Source organism: Pseudomonas sp. H3_E07 (assembly GCF_054668895.1).
In genome coordinates, this window is sequence record NZ_CP162795.1 from 1008687 (window position 1) to 1025892 (window position 17206).

The 17206-nt window shown below is 60.8% G+C and carries 16 protein-coding genes; 7 read left to right on the forward strand and 9 right to left on the reverse strand.

The window, feature by feature from the left end; translation table 11 throughout:
• Positions 1–137: 137 nt before the first annotated feature.
• Entirely contained in the window at positions 138–1214 is a 1077-nt protein-coding gene (gene mtnA / locus AB4O08_RS04555) for an S-methyl-5-thioribose-1-phosphate isomerase (protein ID WP_021490949.1), read from the reverse strand.
• A 108-nt stretch (positions 1215–1322) separates the two neighbouring features.
• On the opposite strand from mtnA, the gene AB4O08_RS04560 reads away from it, so the two are divergent.
• From AB4O08_RS04560 to AB4O08_RS04575, 4 genes are all read left to right on the forward strand, one after another.
• A complete protein-coding gene (locus AB4O08_RS04560) occupies positions 1323–2654 on the forward strand; it encodes a TRZ/ATZ family hydrolase (protein WP_010211965.1) in 1332 nt (443 codons plus the stop codon).
• Between the two features lie 64 nt (positions 2655–2718).
• A complete protein-coding gene (gene ubiG / locus AB4O08_RS04565; RefSeq protein WP_010211967.1) occupies positions 2719–3417 on the forward strand; it encodes a bifunctional 2-polyprenyl-6-hydroxyphenol methylase/3-demethylubiquinol 3-O-methyltransferase UbiG in 699 nt (232 codons plus the stop codon).
• A gap of 4 nt (positions 3418–3421) precedes the next feature.
• Positions 3422–4093 carry an N-acetylmuramic acid 6-phosphate phosphatase MupP gene (gene mupP, locus AB4O08_RS04570; RefSeq protein WP_021490951.1) on the forward strand — a complete coding sequence of 224 codons (672 nt, stop codon included), beginning with the start codon at positions 3422–3424 and terminating at the stop codon, positions 4091–4093.
• Positions 4094–4270: 177 nt separating this feature from the next.
• Entirely contained in the window at positions 4271–5011 is a 741-nt protein-coding gene (locus AB4O08_RS04575) for a YciK family oxidoreductase (RefSeq protein WP_010211973.1), read from the forward strand.
• 137 nt (positions 5012–5148) lie between these two features.
• Here the strand turns inward: AB4O08_RS04575 and AB4O08_RS04580 are convergent, their stop codons facing one another.
• Genes AB4O08_RS04580 through AB4O08_RS04605 form a run of 6 tightly spaced genes read right to left on the reverse strand, consistent with a single transcriptional unit; the run spans position 5149 to position 11309 of the window.
• The gene (locus tag AB4O08_RS04580; RefSeq protein WP_460114727.1) at positions 5149–6663 is read right to left on the reverse strand and encodes an ABC transporter substrate-binding protein; all 1515 of its coding nucleotides are present in this window, start codon (positions 6661–6663) and stop codon (positions 5149–5151) included.
• Between the two features lie 32 nt (positions 6664–6695).
• A complete protein-coding gene (locus AB4O08_RS04585; protein WP_010211976.1) occupies positions 6696–7667 on the reverse strand; it encodes an ABC transporter ATP-binding protein in 972 nt (323 codons plus the stop codon).
• Entirely contained in the window at positions 7664–8620 is a 957-nt protein-coding gene (locus AB4O08_RS04590) for an ABC transporter ATP-binding protein (protein WP_010211978.1), read from the reverse strand. The genes AB4O08_RS04585 and AB4O08_RS04590 overlap by 4 nt, the downstream gene beginning before the upstream one ends.
• On the reverse strand, positions 8617–9474 hold the full coding sequence (locus AB4O08_RS04595) for an ABC transporter permease (protein ID WP_021490954.1): 858 nt from the start codon (positions 9472–9474) through the stop codon (positions 8617–8619). Before AB4O08_RS04595 ends, AB4O08_RS04590 begins: the two co-directional genes overlap by 4 nt.
• A complete protein-coding gene (locus AB4O08_RS04600; protein WP_010211982.1) occupies positions 9471–10418 on the reverse strand; it encodes an ABC transporter permease in 948 nt (315 codons plus the stop codon). Before AB4O08_RS04600 ends, AB4O08_RS04595 begins: the two co-directional genes overlap by 4 nt.
• A 3-nt stretch (positions 10419–10421) precedes the next feature.
• Positions 10422–11309, reverse strand: coding sequence for a proline iminopeptidase-family hydrolase (locus tag AB4O08_RS04605; RefSeq protein WP_305437116.1), 888 nt, complete (start codon positions 11307–11309; stop codon positions 10422–10424).
• A 183-nt stretch (positions 11310–11492) separates the two neighbouring features.
• On the opposite strand from AB4O08_RS04605, the gene AB4O08_RS04610 reads away from it, so the two are divergent.
• Both AB4O08_RS04610 and AB4O08_RS04615 read left to right on the forward strand, forming a co-directional pair.
• Entirely contained in the window at positions 11493–12257 is a 765-nt protein-coding gene (locus AB4O08_RS04610) for a LuxR family transcriptional regulator (protein ID WP_010211985.1), read from the forward strand.
• 91 nt (positions 12258–12348) lie between these two features.
• Positions 12349–13281, forward strand: a complete 933-nt coding sequence (locus AB4O08_RS04615) for a proline iminopeptidase-family hydrolase (protein WP_010211986.1) — start codon at positions 12349–12351, stop codon at positions 13279–13281.
• A 97-nt stretch (positions 13282–13378) separates the two neighbouring features.
• Here AB4O08_RS04615 and AB4O08_RS04620 read toward each other — a convergent pair whose 3' ends face one another.
• A complete protein-coding gene (locus AB4O08_RS04620; RefSeq protein ID WP_010211987.1) occupies positions 13379–14881 on the reverse strand; it encodes a nucleobase:cation symporter-2 family protein in 1503 nt (500 codons plus the stop codon).
• Positions 14882–15039: 158 nt separating this feature from the next.
• Here AB4O08_RS04620 and AB4O08_RS04625 point away from each other — a divergent pair, with 158 nt between their 5' ends.
• Positions 15040–15873, forward strand: a complete 834-nt coding sequence (locus AB4O08_RS04625; protein ID WP_010211988.1) for a hypothetical protein — start codon at positions 15040–15042, stop codon at positions 15871–15873.
• Between the two features lie 122 nt (positions 15874–15995).
• On the opposite strand, the gene punC is transcribed toward AB4O08_RS04625, so the two are convergent.
• The gene (punC, locus tag AB4O08_RS04630) at positions 15996–17186 is read right to left on the reverse strand and encodes a purine nucleoside transporter PunC (protein WP_010211991.1); all 1191 of its coding nucleotides are present in this window, start codon (positions 17184–17186) and stop codon (positions 15996–15998) included.
• Positions 17187–17206: the final 20 nt, after the last annotated feature.

Sequence of the window (17206 nt, forward strand, 5' to 3'; positions counted from 1 at the left end):
TTGAAGGCAGATCCGAAGGTTTTCTTGACTTATAGACCCCTTCGCGAGCAAGCCCGCGCCCACATTTGAGTGGTGAACACATTCAAAATGTGGGAGCGGGCTTGCTCGCGAATGCAATCGGACAGGCGCCAACGCCCTCAATGCAGGCGTTTACGGCACATCAACTTGGCCAGCTTGGCGGTGTCCGGCCGTTCGACGATGCCTTTTTCGGTCACGATCACGTCAATCAGGTCGGCCGGGGTCACGTCAAACACTGGATTGAAGGCGACGACATCCGCGGCGAAGCGCTGGCCGGCGACTTCCAGCAACTCACCGGCGTCGCGCTCTTCCAGCGCTACGTCATCGCCAGTTGCCATCATCATGTCCAGGGTCGAACTCGGCGCCACCACCATGAACCGCACGCCGTGGTGCATGGCACACACTGCCAACTGGTACGTACCGATCTTGCTGATCACGTCGCCATTGGCGGCAATGCAATCAGCACCGACGATCACCCAGGTCACGCCTTTGGTCTTGAGGATATGCGCGCCAGCGGAATCGGCATTCACCGTCACAGGGATGCCCTCGCCCGCCAGCTCCCAGGCGGTCAGCCGCGAACCTTGCAGCCAGGGCCGGGTTTCATTGACGTAGACCTGCTCGACCATGCCTTCCAGATAGGCCGCACGAATCACCCCGAGCGCCGTACCCACACCGCCGGTCGCCAGGGCGCCAGCGTTGCCGTGGGTGAGGATCGCCTGGGCATTGCCCTGGTGCTTGCGGATCAAATCGACCCCCAGTTGAGCCATGGTGAGATTGGCTTCGCGATCACTTTCATGGATGGCAATGGCTTCTGCTTCAAGCACCGCCAGCGGGTCGGCGTGCTTTTTGACGCGATCCAGGCGGTCACGCATGCGTTTCAACGCCCAGAACAGGTTCGACGCGGTCGGTCGGGTATCGGCTAACAGTGCATAGTCTTCTTCCCACGCTGCCTGCCAGTCACCGCCCTCGGCGATCCGCTCACGCGCCGCCAGCACCAGGCCATACGCCGCGCTGATACCAATGGCCGGTGCACCGCGCACCACCATCGAACGAATGGCCGCCGCCACATCATCGACCGTAGAGCAAGCCACCCAGCTTTCCCGGGATGGCAAGGCACGCTGATCGAGCAGGTACAGCGCGCCATCACGCCAATCGATGGCCTTCACTTTCTCCGCTGCCAACAGTCGATCGCGCATCCCTTACTCCGCACTCATAAACAAAGCCGCCGATTATAGCGATCCGCCAGCCAGGACGCTCGGGTATACTTCGCCCTTCTTTTATAGCTGCCTGGGAAGAAGCCTGCGATGACCGCCACTGCCGCCCCGCTCGACTTATTGTTGCTGCCTACATGGCTGGTGCCTGTCGAACCCGCTGGCGTGGTGCTCAAGGAACATGGCCTGGGCATTCGCGATGGGCGCATTGCCTTTATCGGGCCACGGGCGGCAGCGCTCAAGCTGGTGGCCAACGAAGTGCGCGAACTGCCGGGCATGCTGCTCAGCCCCGGCCTGATCAACGCCCACGGACATGCGGCGATGAGCCTGTTTCGCGGCATGGCCGACGACCTGCCGCTGATGACCTGGCTGGAAAAACACATCTGGCCTGCCGAGGCCAAGTGGGTCGATGAAGCCTTTGTGCGCGATGGCACCGACCTGGCCATCGCCGAACAGCTCAAGGGCGGCATCACCTGCTTCTCCGACATGTACTTCTACCCCAAAGTCGCCAGTGACTGCGTGCACAACAGCGGCATCCGCGCGCAGATCGCAATTCCGATCCTCGACTTCCCGATCCCCGGCGCCAGTACGCCCGACGAGGCGATTCGCCAAGGCGTCGAGCTGTTCGGCGATCTCAAGCACCACCCACGCATCAAGATCACCTTCGGCCCGCACGCGCCTTACACCGTGTGTGATGACAACCTGGAGAAAATCCGGGTGATCGCCGAAGAGCTGGACGCCGCGATCCACATGCATGTTCACGAAACCGCCTCTGAAGTGCAGCAAGCGGTCGAGCAGACTGGCGAACGGCCATTGGCGCGTCTGGGTCGCCTCGGGCTGTTGGGGCCGCGCTTCCAGGCCGTTCATATGACCCAAATCAGCGAGGATGACCTGGCTTTGCTGGTAGAAAGCAACACCAGCATCGTTCACTGTCCGGAATCCAACCTGAAATTGGCCAGCGGCTTTTGCCCGGTGGAGCGTCTGTGGCAGGCTGGCGTGAACGTGGCCATCGGCACCGATGGCGCTGCCAGTAACAATGACCTCGACCTGCTGGGCGAAACCCGCACCGCCGCACTGTTGGCCAAGGCCGTCGCCGGCTCGGCCACCGCGCTGGATGCCCATCGCGCCTTGCGCATGGCGACGCTCAACGGTGCGCGGGCCATGGGCCTGGAAAGCAAAATTGGCTCGCTGGAGGTCGGCAAGGCGGCGGATATCGTGGCCTTCGATCTTTCCGGGCTGGCGCAACAACCGATCTACGATCCGGTCTCACAGCTTATATATGCCACCGGACGCGATTGCGTGAAACACCTTTGGGTCGCCGGCAAGCAATTGCTCGACGACCGGCAATTGACCCGCATGGATGAACAACAGTTGACCGCCACGGCCATCGCCTGGGGCCAGCGCATCAGCGGGCACCACGAATAACGAAGGTTTTGAACCCTGAGGTTCAGGACTGACAAACCGATTTATCAGATTTAGAGGATTCACCATGAGCAACGTCGACCACGCCGAAATCGCCAAATTCGAAGCCCTGGCTCACCGCTGGTGGGACCGTGAGAGTGAGTTCAAGCCCCTGCACGACATCAACCCGCTGCGGGTCAACTGGATTGATGAACGCGTCAACCTGGCCGGCAAGAAGGTGCTGGATGTAGGCTGCGGCGGCGGCATTCTCAGCGAGGCCATGGCGCAGCGCGGCGCCACCGTAATGGGCATCGACATGGGCGAAGCGCCCCTGGCCGTGGCCCAGCTGCACCAGCTGGAATCCGGCGTGAACGTGGAATACCGCCAGATCACCGCCGAGGCCCTGGCCGAAGAGATGCCCGAGCAGTTCGACGTGGTTACCTGCCTGGAAATGCTGGAACACGTACCGGACCCGTCCTCGGTGATCCGCGCCTGCTTCCGCATGGTCAAGCCGGGGGGCCAGGTGTTCTTCTCCACCATCAACCGCAACCCCAAGGCCTACCTGTTCGCGATCATCGGCGCCGAATACATCATGAAGCTGCTGCCGCGCGGCACCCATGACTTCAAGAAATTCATCCGCCCGTCCGAGCTGGGTGCCTGGAGCCGCCAGGCCGGGCTGACCGTCAAGGACATCATCGGCCTCACCTACAACCCGCTGACCAAGCACTACAAGCTGGCCAACGACGTTGACGTCAACTACATGATCCAGACCCTGCGCGAGGAGTGAGCCTGTGAAGTTGCGAGCGGTTCTCTTCGACATGGACGGTACCCTGCTGGATACCGCGCCGGACTTTATCGCCATCTGCCAGGCCATGCGCGCCGACCGCGACCTGGCGCCGATCAACCCCCAGCACATCCGCGATGAAATCTCCGGCGGTGCGCGGGCGATGGTGGCCGTGACCTTCTCGATGGACCCGGAATCTCCAGGCTTTGAAGAACTGCGCCAGGAATTCCTCGAACGCTACCTTGTGGGCTGCGCGGTCCACAGCAAACTGTTCGACGGCATGGCCGAGCTGCTGGAGGACATCGAGAAGTCCAAGCTGATCTGGGGCGTGGTGACCAACAAGCCACTGCGCTTTGCCGAGCCGATCATGCAGCAACTGGGCCTGGCCGAGCGCTCGGCGCTGCTGATCTGCCCGGATCACGTGAAGAACAGCAAGCCGGACCCGGAGCCGATGATCCTGGCGTGCAAGATGCTCGACCTGGACCCGGCCAGCGTGCTGTTCGTGGGTGATGACCTGCGCGATATCGAATCCGGCCGCGACGCCGGCACGCGCACTGCAGCGGTCACCTACGGCTACATCCACCCGGACGACAACCCACGCCATTGGGGCGCCGATGTGGTGGTGGATCACCCGTTGGAACTGCGCAAGGTATTGGATAACGCGCTGTGCAGCTGCTAATTGTTTGCCGCCCCTGCAAACACTGAGGTCAATGTGGGAGCTGGCTTGCCTGCGATAGCGCAGTGTCAGCCAGCACATATGCCAGCTTACAGACCGCTATCGCAGGCAAGCCAGCTCCCACAGGAATTGGATTCCACATTGAGAGCTGTATCACCTTGAATTTTGTCGAGGCTATTTATGTTTGATTACTCCGCACGTCCAGAACTGCTCAAAGGCCGGGTGATCCTGGTGACCGGTGCCGGTCGCGGGATCGGCGCGGCGGCGGCGAAAACCTATGCCGCCCATGGTGCCACGGTGCTGTTGCTGGGCAAGACCGAAGCCAACCTGGCCCAGGTGTATGACGAAATCGAAGCGGCGGGCCAGCCGCAACCGGTGGTGATCCCGTTCAACCTGGAGACCGCCCTGCCCCATCAGTACGATGAACTGGCCGCGATGATCGAAAAGGAATTCGGCCACCTCGACGGCCTGCTGCACAACGCCTCGATCATCGGCCCACGCACGCCGATCGAGCAATTGTCCGGCGAGAATTTCATGCGCGTGATGCACGTGAACGTCAACGCGATGTTCATGTTGACCAGCACGCTGCTGCCGCTGCTCAAGTTGTCCCAGGATGCGTCGGTGGTGTTCACTTCCAGCAGTGTCGGGCGCAAGGGTCGGGCTTACTGGGGCGCCTATGGTGTGTCGAAGTTTGCCACCGAAGGCTTGATGCAAACCCTGGCCGATGAACTGGAGGATGTGGCCGCGGTACGCGCCAACAGCATCAACCCCGGCGGCACTCGCACCAGCATGCGGGCCCAGGCGTATCCGGGGGAAAACCCGATGGAAAGGCCGGCGCCGGAAGAGATCATGCCGGTGTACCTGTACCTGATGGGGCCGGACAGTACCGGCATCAATGGGCAGGCGTTTGACGCGCAGTAACAACTGACACAACCGGAACTAAATGTGGGAGGGGGCTTGCCCCCGATTGCAGGGTGTCAGTCACTGTATCTGTGATTGACCCACCGCTATCGGGGGCAAGCCCCCTCCCACATTTGTATTGCGGTGTTCTCTGGCTCTTAGTTCTTCACTACTTCCTCAAGGGTGAAGCGCCCCAACGGGTTCTGCAGGAAGTTGCTCACGTTCTTGCGTGAGATGTTGATGTAGGGGCTGTAGTACAGGTCGATCCAGTTCACATCCTGTTTCGCCAGTTTCTGCAGTTCCACATACATCTGCTCACGCTTGACCGGGTCAGCCTCGATGCGTGCTTGCGCCACCAGTGCCTTGACCTTGTCGTTCTTGTAACGGGTCATGTAGTTCTGGTTGGTGTCGTGGCCCAGCACGAAGGTGGTCTTCTGGTCCGGGTCGAGGATGTCGTTGGTCCAGTACATCACCGAAATATCGTACTCACCGTCCACCAGCATCTGCCAGCTCTGGGTCGGGTCGACCTTTTGCAGGTTGGCAGTCACGCCGACCTTCGCCAATTGATCCTTGATGATCACCGCAATCTGCTCGTCGGCTTCGTTGCCGGCATTGACCACGTAGTTGAGCTTCAAGTCCTTGGCACCGGCCTGCTCCAGCAGCTTCTTGGCGGCGGTCGGGTCGTACGGGCGTTGCAGGTTGTTGGCGTAGTGGTACAGCGAGCCCTTTGGAATGTAGGAATAAGCCACGGTGCCTTGACCGTAAGTGGCGGTCTTCACCAGCGATTGTTTGTCGATGGCCATGTCCAGTGCCTGACGTACTTCTGGCTTGGCCAGCAGGCCATGCTCGTGGTTGATCAGCAGGTGATCTTCACGGGTGGACGGGTCGGCATGGATCACCACGTTCTTGTCTTTCTTCAGCTCTTCAACCCGCGAGAACGGTACGAAGATCGCCGTGTCCAGCTCGTTGTTCTGCACCATGCGCATGCGCGTATTGTCGTCGGTGACGGAGACCCACTCCACGCCATCCAGGCTCACGTTCTTGGCCTGCCAGAAGTTCGGGTTCTTTTTCAGGATGACGCGATCACCCTTGCGCCACTCGTCCACGGTAAACGCGCCGGAGGTCACGGGGTTTTCCGAGTAGGCGTCTTCGCCCATCTTGGTCATGGCTTTTTCCGACAGGATCGACACCGTCGGCGACGCCAGTTGCGAGAGAAAGGCCACAGCCGGGGTCTTCAGGGTGACCACCAGGGTTTTCGGATCTGACGCCTTGGCCGTGTTGATCAGGTTGAAAGGGTCTGCCCACAGCGAGGCTTTGTTGTCGCGGATGCGCAGCAGGCTGAACGCTGCATCGTCGGCGGTGATCGCCGAACCGTCGGAGAACTTCGCATCACGCAGCTTGAAGGTGTAGGTCAGGCCATCCTTGGAAATTTCCCAGCTTTCTGCCAGGCCCGGCTCCATCTTGGTGCCCAGGTTATCGACGCGCACCAGGGTGTCGTAGACGTTGGCGAAGACCCAGGTGTCGCGGTTTTGCGCGCTTTTGATCGGGTCGAACGTGGTGCTGTCCTCACGGCAGCCGATGGTCAGTACACCGGCGGCTTGCGCCAGGCCGGCAGTCAGGGACCATGCGGTCAATGTAGCGGCGGCGAGCAACTTCAAGTGGCGCGATTGCATATCACAACTCCTTGTTAATGAATGGCAGAGGGTTAAAGCAAAGGTTCTTCAAGCACGCAACTGTACCGATGCTCGTGCAGGAAATGCGTCGGCGGCAACACCACGGAACACATGGTCCGGGCATGCCGACAACGTGGGTGAAAGGCGCAGCCTGTAGGCAAGTTCAGCGGGCTCGGGGGCTCACCCGGCAAGGGCTCTGTCGGCAACGGCCGATGCGGATCGATCTCGGGAATCGCCTGGATCAACGCCGCCGTGTACGGATGGCGTGGCGCCGTGAAGACCGACTCCACCGGCCCCTCCTCAACGATCTTGCCCAGGTACATCACCGCCACGCGATCGCACAGGCGACGCACGATAGCCAGGTCATGGGCGATGAACAGGATCGCCAGGTGCATGCGCTGCTGCAGTTCCAGCAACAGATTGATGATCTGGCCCTGGATCGACACGTCCAGCGCCGCCACGCACTCGTCGGCGATGATCAGGCGCGGCTCCACCGCCAAGGCCCGGGCGATGCCGACGCGCTGGCACTGACCGCCGCTGAGTGAGCCGGGTTTACGACTGGCCAATTCGGGCCGCAGGCCGACCAGATCGAGTAGTTCATTGACGCGATCTGATATCCGCTCCGGCGCAACCTTGCGTTGCACGCGTAGTACTTCGGCAATCGTTTCGCCGATGGTATGCCGCGGGTTCAGTGCGGCGTACGGGTCCTGGAAGATCATTGCGGTTTCATGGCGCAGCCGGGTGATGTCGATGGCGCTGCCGTGGGCCATGTCGATGCCATCAAACAGCACCTGTCCGGCGCTGATCGGGTTGAGGTGCAAAATGGCGCGGCCCAAGGTGCTTTTACCGCTGCCGGACTCACCGACCAACCCGAGGGTTTCACCCGCCGCCAAGCTCAGCGATACACCGTTCACCGCCCTCACCCACTGTTTGTTCAAGCCGAACAAGCCGGTGCCGGACGCGGCGAACTTCACCTCAAGGTCCTTGATCTGCAACAGGCTCATGGCTGCGCTCCCAACGGGTAATGACAGGCGACTCGCTGGCCTTCCGGCAGCACTTCGGTGCACAAGGCCCCGACTTGCGGGCAGCGCGGGTTGAACCGGCAGCCGGCAGGCAAGGCGTCCAGCAGCGGCGGCTGCCCGGGAATCGTGCGCAGCAAAGCGTGGCCGCTGCTGTGAGCAGGTTGGCAGTCGATCAAGCCGGCGGTGTACGGGTGCTGCGGTTGCGCCAGCACATCGTATTTGCTGCCGTGCTCGCACAGGCACCCCGCGTACATCACGGCGATGGCGTCACAGGTTTGCGCAACCACGCCAAGGTCGTGGGTAATCATGATGATCGACAGGCCACGCTGGTCGCGCAGTTCCAGCAACAGCCGCAGGATTTGCGCCTGCACCGTCACATCCAGCGCCGTGGTCGGCTCGTCAGCGATCAGCACTTTCGGGTTGCAGCCCAAGGCGACTGCGATCATCGCGCGCTGGCGCATGCCGCCGGAAAACTCTTGGGGGTAGTTGTCGACCCGCGCCTGGGGATCGGGGATGCCCACTTGGCGCAGTACCTCGATGGCCTGCAGGCGCGCGTCTTTTTTCGACGCACCTTGATGCAGGCGGATGCCCTCGGCAATCTGCTCGCCGATGCGCATCAGCGGGTCGAGGTGGCTGCTGGGGTTCTGGAAAATCATGCCCAACTGACCGCCACGCACCGCCCGCATGCCAGCGTCATCCAATGACAGCAGGTCCTGGCCGCCCAGCCGGACCGCACCGCCTTGCACGCGCAGGTTGGGCGATGGCAGCAGGCGCATCAAACCGCGACAGGCCATGGTCTTGCCCGAGCCGCTTTCCCCCACCAGCCCGAGGATCTCACCCTCGGCCAAATCGAAAGACACGCGATCGACCAAGGTCACATCACGCCCTGCGTTGTTGGCAATCACACTGAGGTCGCGCACTTGCAACAGGCTCATGAGCGATCCCCCAACACTTGCGCCACGCCATCGGCGAGCAGGCTGAACCCCATGGCCAAGGTCACGATGGCCAGCCCCGGAAAGGTGCAGATCCACCAGGCAGTGGTGATGAAGGCCTGTCCTTCGGCCACCATCGTGCCCCATTCGGCGGTCGGCGGTTGCACGCCCAGGCCCAGGTAACTCACGGCGGCGCCATTGAGCAGCACCAACACCGCGTCCGACATGGAAAACACGATGGAGCCGAACATCGCATTGGGCAGCAGGTGCCGGAACAGAATCCGCCCATGGCCAAAGCCCAGGCTTTTGGCGGCCAGGGCAAAGTCGCTTTCCTTGAGCACCAGGATCTGCGAGCGGATAAGCCGCGCGTAGGACACCCAGCCCACCAAGGCCATGGCGATGTAGAAGCTCTTCAAGCCTGGGCCGAGAATGGCCATGATCGCCAGCATCAGCACCAGGAACGGGAAGGCCAGGATCACATCGATCACACGCATGCAGACACTGTCGAAACGCCCGCCGATGTAACCGGAGACCGCGCCGATGAAGGTGCCGATCATGAACGGGAAGATCACCCCGACGATGGCTAACTGGAGGTCTATACGCGCGCCCCAGATAACCCTCGAAAGAATGTCCCTTCCGTAGTTATCGGTGCCAAATGGATGAGCAAGGCTGGGGCCGAGCAAACTGAAATCGGTGTTCTGCGCAATCGGGTCATATGGCGCGATCCACGGTGCAAACAGCGCAAGCACCAGCCATGCCAGCAGAATCAACAAACCCCACGCAGCCGTCAGCCGGCCATTGCGCAAACCAAAGCGCAGGCGCAAGCGCCAAGGGGCAATCAACGGACGACTGCTCATTGCATCTTCACTCGCGGGTCGAGGGCCACGGTCACGACGTCAGCGATGAAGTTGACGATCACCGTCGCGCAAGCCAGCACCATGGCCACGCCCTGCACCACCATGTAATCGCGGGTGAAGATCCCGCGTACCAACAATTGGCCGATGCCGGGGATGGCGAACAGGCTTTCGATCACCACCGTGCCGCTGATCAGCCAACCGATGTTCACCGCCAGCAGATTGACCGCCGGCACCAGGGAATTGGGTAGCACATGACGGCGAAACACTGCGGCTTCCAACAACCCACGCGCCCGGGCGGCGGTCACGTGGTCGGCCTGTAGTTCCATCAACATGCTCGCCCGCAAGTTGCGCACCAGCACCGCCGACAACGCCAGGGCAATCGTCAGGCATGGCAGCACCATGTGATGCGCTTTATCCAACCAGGTCCGGCCGTAACCGGATACCGGAAACAGGCCCCACTGCACACTCAGCAACAGGATCAGCATCAAGCCCAGCCAGAACGCCGGCATGCCAAGGCCAACCGTGGTGAACACGCGAATCAGGTTATCCGCCCAGCCACCCTTGTTGCGTGCGGCGAAGGTCGCCAACGGCACGGCGATCAGCAGCGCCAGCACCACACTGCCGAGCACCAGTACCAGGGTGGGTTCAATACGCGTGACGATCAGCTTGAGCGCATCGACCTTGTACAGCAGCGATTGGCCAAGGTCGCCCTTGAGCAGGTTCTTCAGAAAGTAGAAATATTGCAGCCACAACGGCTGGTCGAGGCCGTACTGGGCGCGGATTTTCAGCAAAGCGTCCGGCGTGCTGCGCGAACCCAGCAAAGCACGCGCCGGGTCGCCGGGAATCGAGCGCACCAGCACAAAGGTGATCAGGCTGATGCCAAACAGCACCGGCAGCAATTGCAGCGGCCGGTACAAGACAAAACGGTAGCGCGCCAGGTTCATCCGTCAGCCCCGATGACGCGCAAGGAAGTCCAGCAACACCGGAAAATACGCATGGGGCTCCTCATAGAAAGGCATATGGCTGCTGTTGGGGAACACGTGCAGTTCGGCGTGTCGGGCCGCCAGTTTCATGCGCATGGCGCAGGCTGGGGTGAGTTCGTCATGCTGGCCGGTGGTGATCAGGATCGGCATCTTGAAATCGGCCATCTCAGGGATGCGGTTCCAGTCCTTGAGGTTGCCGATGTAGAGGAATTCGTTGGGGCCTTGCATGGTTTCGTAGGGGCCCATGTTCCAGTCGTCAAGGGAGCGTTTGACCGGTGCGGGCCACTCGTCCAGGCGGCACACGTGACGATAGTTGAGCAAGGTGATCGCGGCCTGGTACTGCGGGTGGTCCAGGGTGCCCATGGCTTCGTGGCGTTGCATCATGGCTACCGTCTCGCTGCCAAGGGCGCCGCGCAGGCGTTCCAGCTCTTGGGACAGGTGCGGAATGTCGCCAACGGTATTTTCCAGGATCAGGCTGTTCAGCGCGTCGGGATAATGGATGGCATATTCGATACCGAGCCAGCCGCCCCAGGAATGCCCGAGCAGGTGCACGCGACCGAGATCCAGGGCCTGGCGCACGGTTTCGACTTCTTCGACATAACGGCGGATTTCCCACAGAGAAACGTCGGTGGGCCTGGCTGATGCGCCCGTGCCAAGCTGGTCGAATGCAACCACTCGCAGGTTATGGTCTTTGAGCCAGCCATGGGCGTCTCGCAAGTAGTCACACGGCAAGCCTGGCCCGCCGTTGAGGCACAACAGCACCTCATCGCCTTCGCCAAAGCTGTAAACCACGAGGTTATGGCCGTCGACTTGCACGTTGTACTGCTGGTCGGGGGCAATTTCACGCCACATGCATACATTCCTTGTCTAGTGTCGGGCTGGCAGGCAGCGGCCGTTGATCAGACCAACACTACCTAGGATGTCGTGCGGCCATAACCTAGTATTTCTTATAGGTTTAGCCTGGCAGTCCTTCGCCGGGGCGTGGCATTCTACTTGCAGCAAGTCGAGATTCAAATGAATTCGGGAGCAGAACGGATGCTGGCCAAGCTGACTGCGTTAAATCACCGTCTGATGCCGGGCAGGAGCCTGGATGAGCAGATGGACAATACGTTTATCCTCGCCCAGCAACTGGGCTTCGATGCATTGGTGTATGACTACACCCCCGTGCCGATCGATCAGGATGGCGCATTGATCACACCCTCGGTGCTCGCACTGCGCAATACGCCGCCCGACTGGCACGCCTTGTGGTGCAGCGAAGGGTTCTACCAGATCGACCCGGTGCAACATCTGGCCCTGAGTACGGTGTCACCGTTCGTATGGTCCTACGACGTCAAGGTCGATACCCCGCTGCAAAAGATCATCGATCCCTGCCATGCGCCGGTGTCGTCCTACTTGCACGACCAGGAATTGACCTGCGGCGTCAGCGTACCGATCCACCTGCCTCGGGGCGGCTTCGCGTCGCTGACCGGACTACGAACGGGCAAGGCCCGCAGCGTGCTGCAGGATGTGCAGCAGACCTTGTCGGATTTCAGCCTGATTTCCCATGCCTTGCAGGAAGCAGCCTACCCGCTGTTTAGCAAGGAACTGCGCACTTATCCGCATATCCACCTGACCAAACGCGAACGCGAGTGCCTCAAATGGGCCGCCGATGGCCTGACCGCTGCCGAAATCGCCACGCAATTGAGCCGCTCTCTGGCGGTGGTCACCTTGCACCTGGCCTCGGCGATGCACAAGCTGGGGGCCAAGAACCGCGTGCAGGCGGTGGTGCGCGCCACCCATTACCGCCTGCTAGACGACTGACCACCGGCAAAACCTAGCTGTTTTGCTAGTTACTTAAATTTCGCCCACGCATTATCGTGTCCCTGAGCCTTTTTTCAGAGCAGGGTACGAAATGGAATTCATCGAAAAAATCCGCGAAGGGTATGCGGCGTTTGGCGCCTACCAGACCTGGTACCGCGTCACCGGTGACTTGTCGAGCGGTCGCACTCCCCTGGTGGTTATCCACGGCGGCCCCGGTTGCACCCATGATTACGTTGACGCGTTCAAGGACGTCGCCGCCAGCGGCCACGCCGTGATCCACTACGACCAGTTGGGCAACGGCCGCTCTACTCATCTACCCGAAAAAGATCCGTCCTTCTGGACCGTGGGCCTGTTCCTCGAAGAACTCAACAACCTGCTGGACCACCTGCAGATCAGCGATAACTACGCGATTCTCGGCCAATCCTGGGGCGGCATGCTCGGCAGTGAACACGCGATCCTGCAGCCCAAGGGCTTGCGCGCGTTCATCCCGGCCAACTCGCCGACCTGCATGCGCACTTGGGTCAGCGAAGCCAACCGACTGCGCAAATTGTTGCCGGAAGGTGTGCATGAAACCCTGCTCAAGCACGAGGCCACCGGCACTTACCTGGACCCGGAATACCTCGCCGCCTCAAGGGTGTTTTATGACCAGCACGTGTGCCGAGTCATCCCGTGGCCGGAGGAAGTGGCGCGCACGTTCGCCGCGGTCGATTCAGACCCGACGGTGTACCACGCCATGAGCGGCCCGACCGAATTCCACGTGATAGGCAGCTTGAAAGACTGGACTTCCATTGGCCGTCTGTCGGCGATTAACGTGCCCACGCTGGTGATCTCCGGCCGACACGACGAAGCCACGCCACGGGTGGTCAAACCGTTCCTGGATGAAATCGCCGATGTGCGCTGGGCACTGTTTGAAGACTCCAGCCACATGCCCCATGTGGAGGAGCGCCAGGCGTGCATGGGCACCGTGGTGAAGTTTCTGGATGAGGTGTGTTCTGTGCATTACAAAGAACACAAGGCCGGATAGTTTCCAATATGGGAGCTGGCTTGTCTGCGATGACGGCGGTGAATTCGCCCTTGCTATCGCAGGCAAGTCAGCTCCCACACTGCGCCCCTGTTCGGCGTCAGACCTCGGTGGTCTCTGCCTTGTGCGCTTTCCTCGACACATCCGCCACCAACGGAATCTCTCTCCCTTCGGCATCAAACAACTTGCCGCCCTTGAAGTAATCCCCATCACGCAGTTCCGACACATCTCGGAAGCACAGACTGCGCTCGGTTCCCGCCACAAACACTGACTGCTGGTCCGAATTACCGGCGGTGAAGTGGTTGAACGCCAGGTTCAACAGGATCGCCATGATCGCCGACGAGCTGATACCCGAATGGAAAATGGTCGCGAACCAGCTCGGGAAGTGATCATAGAAGCTCGGTGCCGCAATTGGGATCATGCCAAAACCGATGGAAGTGGCCACGATAATCAAGTTCATGTTGTTGCGGTAATCCACCTTCGACAGCGTGCGGATACCACTGGCCGCCACGGTGCCGAACAGCACTATCCCGGCACCGCCCAACACGGAGGTCGGCACCGCCGCGATCACCCTGCCCATGAAGGGCAGCAGCCCAAGAATCACCAGAAACAGCCCACCGGTGGCCACCACAAAGCGGCTCTTGACCCCGGTAACCGCCACCAGCCCGACGTTCTGGGCGAACGCACTCTGGGTAAACGAACCGAAGATCGGTGCAAACATGCTCGACAGCATATCGGCGCGCAGGCCGTTACCCAGGCGTTTGGAATCGACCTTGGTGTCGATGATCTCGCCCACCGCCAGGATGTCCGCCGAGGTCTCGACCAGGGTCACCATCACCACGATGCACATGGAGATGATCGCAGCAACGTGGAAGGTTGGCATGCCGAAATGGAATGGCGCTGGGAAACCGAACATCGGCCCCTGAGTCACGCCGGAGAAGTCGGCCATGCCAAGGAACACCGCAATCACCGTGCCGATAACCATCGCCAGCAGGATCGACAAGCGCGAGATGGTTGCGCTGCCGATTTTGCTCAGCAGCAACACCAGCACCAGGGTCAACGCCGCAAGGCCGATGTTGGACATGCTGCCGAAATCCGCCGCGCGACTGTTGCCGCCCATGGCCCAGCGCGCCGCAACGGGCATCAGGGTCAGGCCGATGGTCGTGATCACAATGCCAGTGACCAACGGCGGGAAAAACTTGGTGATCCGTGAAAAAACGGGGGTTATCAATAACCCGATAAACGACGCGGCCATCACCGCCCCAAGAATCGCCGGCACACCGCCGGCGCCATCACTGCCGACAATCGCCACCATGGTTGCCACGCCGGCAAACGACACGCCCTGCACCAGCGGCAATTGACAGCCAAAAAACGGTAGACCCAAGGTCTGCAGCAGCGTGGCCAGGCCGCCGGCAAACAGCGACGCAGCGATCAGCAGGCCGATATCCGCCGGGGACAACCCGGCCGCCTGGCCGACAATCAGGGGGACCGCAACGATTCCGCCGTACATCGTGAGTACATGTTGCAGACCGTAAGCCATGTTGGCGGCGACGCCGAGATTCTCATCTTCTGGCCGCTGCGGTGACGCCTTCGGGATAGTCATGGTGAGGGGTTCTCTGTTTTTGTTGTGCGGCCACTGTATGCAATGTTTGGAGTGGATGTCCATAGAGTTGTATACAATCAATCAGACAAGTTACCCTCCAACGGCGTTACAAAAACAATCCGACCGTGATGAGCCAGAACGCCAAAGGACCCATAACAATGAAAAAGGCACTACAGGGCGCCACCGTCGCGCTTACCCTTCTCGGCGGCGGGGAGGCCGTCGCAGTAGAGTGGATGAACAACAGCGTAGGATTTCGCTACGGCCAGCAGTTCACCAATCCGAATAACCCCGACGAATTCAGCAAGCGCATCTACAGCTTCACTCACGCAAGCGGCTACCAGTACGGCAGCAATTTCCTCAACCTCGATGTGTTTCTGTCCGACAGCCGCGACCCGCGCAAGGGCACCGATCATGGCGGGAGTGAGGTGTATGCGGTGTACCGCCACCAGCTGTATGCGTCGCGGGTATTCGATGTGCCGCTCGGCACCGGCCTGGTCAAGGACTACGCGCTGACGCTGGGTTTTGACGCCAACCGCAACAACAACTTCGCCTCAGCCAAAAAACGCGCGCTGGTGATCGGCCCGACGTTGAAGTTCAACACTGTCGGCGTACTCGACCTGAGCCTGATGTACTACAAGGAAAGGAACCACACCGGCATCCCCGGCGCGCAGGAGTCGAACCACACCTTCGACGACACTTACCTGCTCAACTTGACGTGGATGCGCCCATTCGAAATCGCCAACCATGCGGCGAAATTCCAGGGGTTTATCAATTACGTCGGGGAAAAAGGCGAGGACTACCACGGCCGCGACACCGCGCCGGAGGCCCTGATGCGCACCGCGCTAATGGTGGCGGTGCGACCGGGCAAAAGCGTCAAGCCGAACCTGTACCTTGGGGTGGGTTACGAGTATTGGCATAACAAGTTTGGCGTGGATGGCGGCCGGGGTAGCCGCACATCGACGCCGACGGTGAACCTGGAAGTGACGTTCTAACTGAAGAAGCCCGATCAAACCGTGGGAGCTGGCTTGCCTGCGATGCGGGCGATTGGGTGTGTCAGGTACACCGAGCCGATGCTATTGCAGGCAAGCCAGCCCCCACAGTTTTGACCGCGTAGTTACTTCAGATTCGGTGCCAGGACTGAATTGTCGGCTTTCGGCCGCGCCAGCCAGTAGCCCAGCACGGCCAGCGGCGCGGTCGCCAGCATCACGATCGCGGTAATCAGCAGCGGCTGGTCAAGCATCGACGACACCACCAGGCTGCTGAGAAAACATAGGCCCAGTTGCAGGGTGTTTTGCAATGCCGCCGCCTTGCCGGAATTTTCCGAAAACGGCATCAGCGCATTCGCCACCACGATGGGGTAACTGGCACCGTTGCACAGCGCCATCAGGCAGAACGGAATCAACAAGGTGGTGAGGGTTGGCACCGTCAAGGTGGCGACCAGGTACAGCGCCACCATGCTGATGCAGTACGCCAGCAGCAACCAGGGCAACAGCGTCTTGCCCTGGAAGCGCTGCAAGGCGCTGCGGCAACTGTAGCCACCGACCAGGAACGCCAACGTAGGCAATACGTAACTCAGGCCAATATCATTCGGGCTGTAGCCCATGCCGCCGAGGATGAAGGGCGACGCCGTCAGCCAGGCGAAGAAGCTGGCCGAGCAGGCGGCAAAAATCATCACATTCCCCGTAAATACGCGGGACGTGAGCAACTGTCCATAACCGAGGCGCACCGGCTCGCGCCCCTCCGTCGGGCGTTTCGGCATGCCACGCAGGAATACGGTCGGCAGCAGCAACAGCACCGACACCCCCAGCAACACGCCGAAGATCGCCTGCCAACCGAAGTGATTCAGCACCATCGCGCCCAACAGCGGCGCCAGCGCTGGCGACAACGACATCAGCGGCATGATGCTGGCGAACACGCGATGGGCCTTGTCGGCCGGGTAGCGATCAATCACCAGTGCCTGCCAACTCACGGCGGCGGAACACACACCAATCGCCTGGATAAAGCGCAGCGCCAGCAATTGCGGCGCGGTCTCGACCCAGAACATCCCCGCGCAGCCCAACACAAACAGGCTCAGGCCGGCGAGCAGGATGGGCTTTCGCCCCAAGCGGTCGGACAACGGCCCCCACAACAGCTGCCCCACCGCAAAGCCGGCGAGGAAAATACTCAAGCTGGCACCTACTGCGCCAGCGCCAATCTGCAACTGCTCGCCCATGGCACCAAATGCCGGCAAGTACATGTCCATGGCGAGGTAACCGAGCATGCTCAGTCCCGCCAGATACCAAGTGAAGCCAAAAGAGTTTTTCATTGAAGCCTTGTTCATTCTGC

Bases quoted from the DNA above. Each gene is read 5' to 3' on its own strand.
- AB4O08_RS04610 (WP_010211985.1), top strand. From the start codon at position 11,493: ATGCTGGCCAAGCTGACTGCGTTAAATCACCGTCTGATGCCGGGCAGG.
- mtnA (WP_021490949.1), bottom strand. From the start codon at position 1,214: ATGCGCGATCGACTGTTGGCAGCGGAGAAAGTGAAGGCCATCGATTGG.
- punC (WP_010211991.1), bottom strand. From the start codon at position 17,186: ATGAAAAACTCTTTTGGCTTCACTTGGTATCTGGCGGGACTGAGCATG.
- ubiG (WP_010211967.1), top strand. From the start codon at position 2,719: ATGAGCAACGTCGACCACGCCGAAATCGCCAAATTCGAAGCCCTGGCT.
- AB4O08_RS04600 (WP_010211982.1), bottom strand. From the start codon at position 10,418: ATGAACCTGGCGCGCTACCGTTTTGTCTTGTACCGGCCGCTGCAATTG.
- AB4O08_RS04575 (WP_010211973.1), top strand. From the start codon at position 4,271: ATGTTTGATTACTCCGCACGTCCAGAACTGCTCAAAGGCCGGGTGATC.
- AB4O08_RS04580 (WP_460114727.1), bottom strand. From the start codon at position 6,663: ATGCAATCGCGCCACTTGAAGTTGCTCGCCGCCGCTACATTGACCGCA.
- AB4O08_RS04605 (WP_305437116.1), bottom strand. From the start codon at position 11,309: ATGTGGCGTGAAATTGCCCCCGACCAGCAGTACAACGTGCAAGTCGAC.
- AB4O08_RS04625 (WP_010211988.1), top strand. From the start codon at position 15,040: ATGAAAAAGGCACTACAGGGCGCCACCGTCGCGCTTACCCTTCTCGGC.
- AB4O08_RS04590 (WP_010211978.1), bottom strand. From the start codon at position 8,620: ATGAGCCTGTTGCAAGTGCGCGACCTCAGTGTGATTGCCAACAACGCA.
- AB4O08_RS04595 (WP_021490954.1), bottom strand. From the start codon at position 9,474: ATGAGCAGTCGTCCGTTGATTGCCCCTTGGCGCTTGCGCCTGCGCTTT.
- AB4O08_RS04620 (WP_010211987.1), bottom strand. From the start codon at position 14,881: ATGACTATCCCGAAGGCGTCACCGCAGCGGCCAGAAGATGAGAATCTC.
- AB4O08_RS04560 (WP_010211965.1), top strand. From the start codon at position 1,323: ATGACCGCCACTGCCGCCCCGCTCGACTTATTGTTGCTGCCTACATGG.
- AB4O08_RS04585 (WP_010211976.1), bottom strand. From the start codon at position 7,667: ATGAGCCTGTTGCAGATCAAGGACCTTGAGGTGAAGTTCGCCGCGTCC.
- AB4O08_RS04615 (WP_010211986.1), top strand. From the start codon at position 12,349: ATGGAATTCATCGAAAAAATCCGCGAAGGGTATGCGGCGTTTGGCGCC.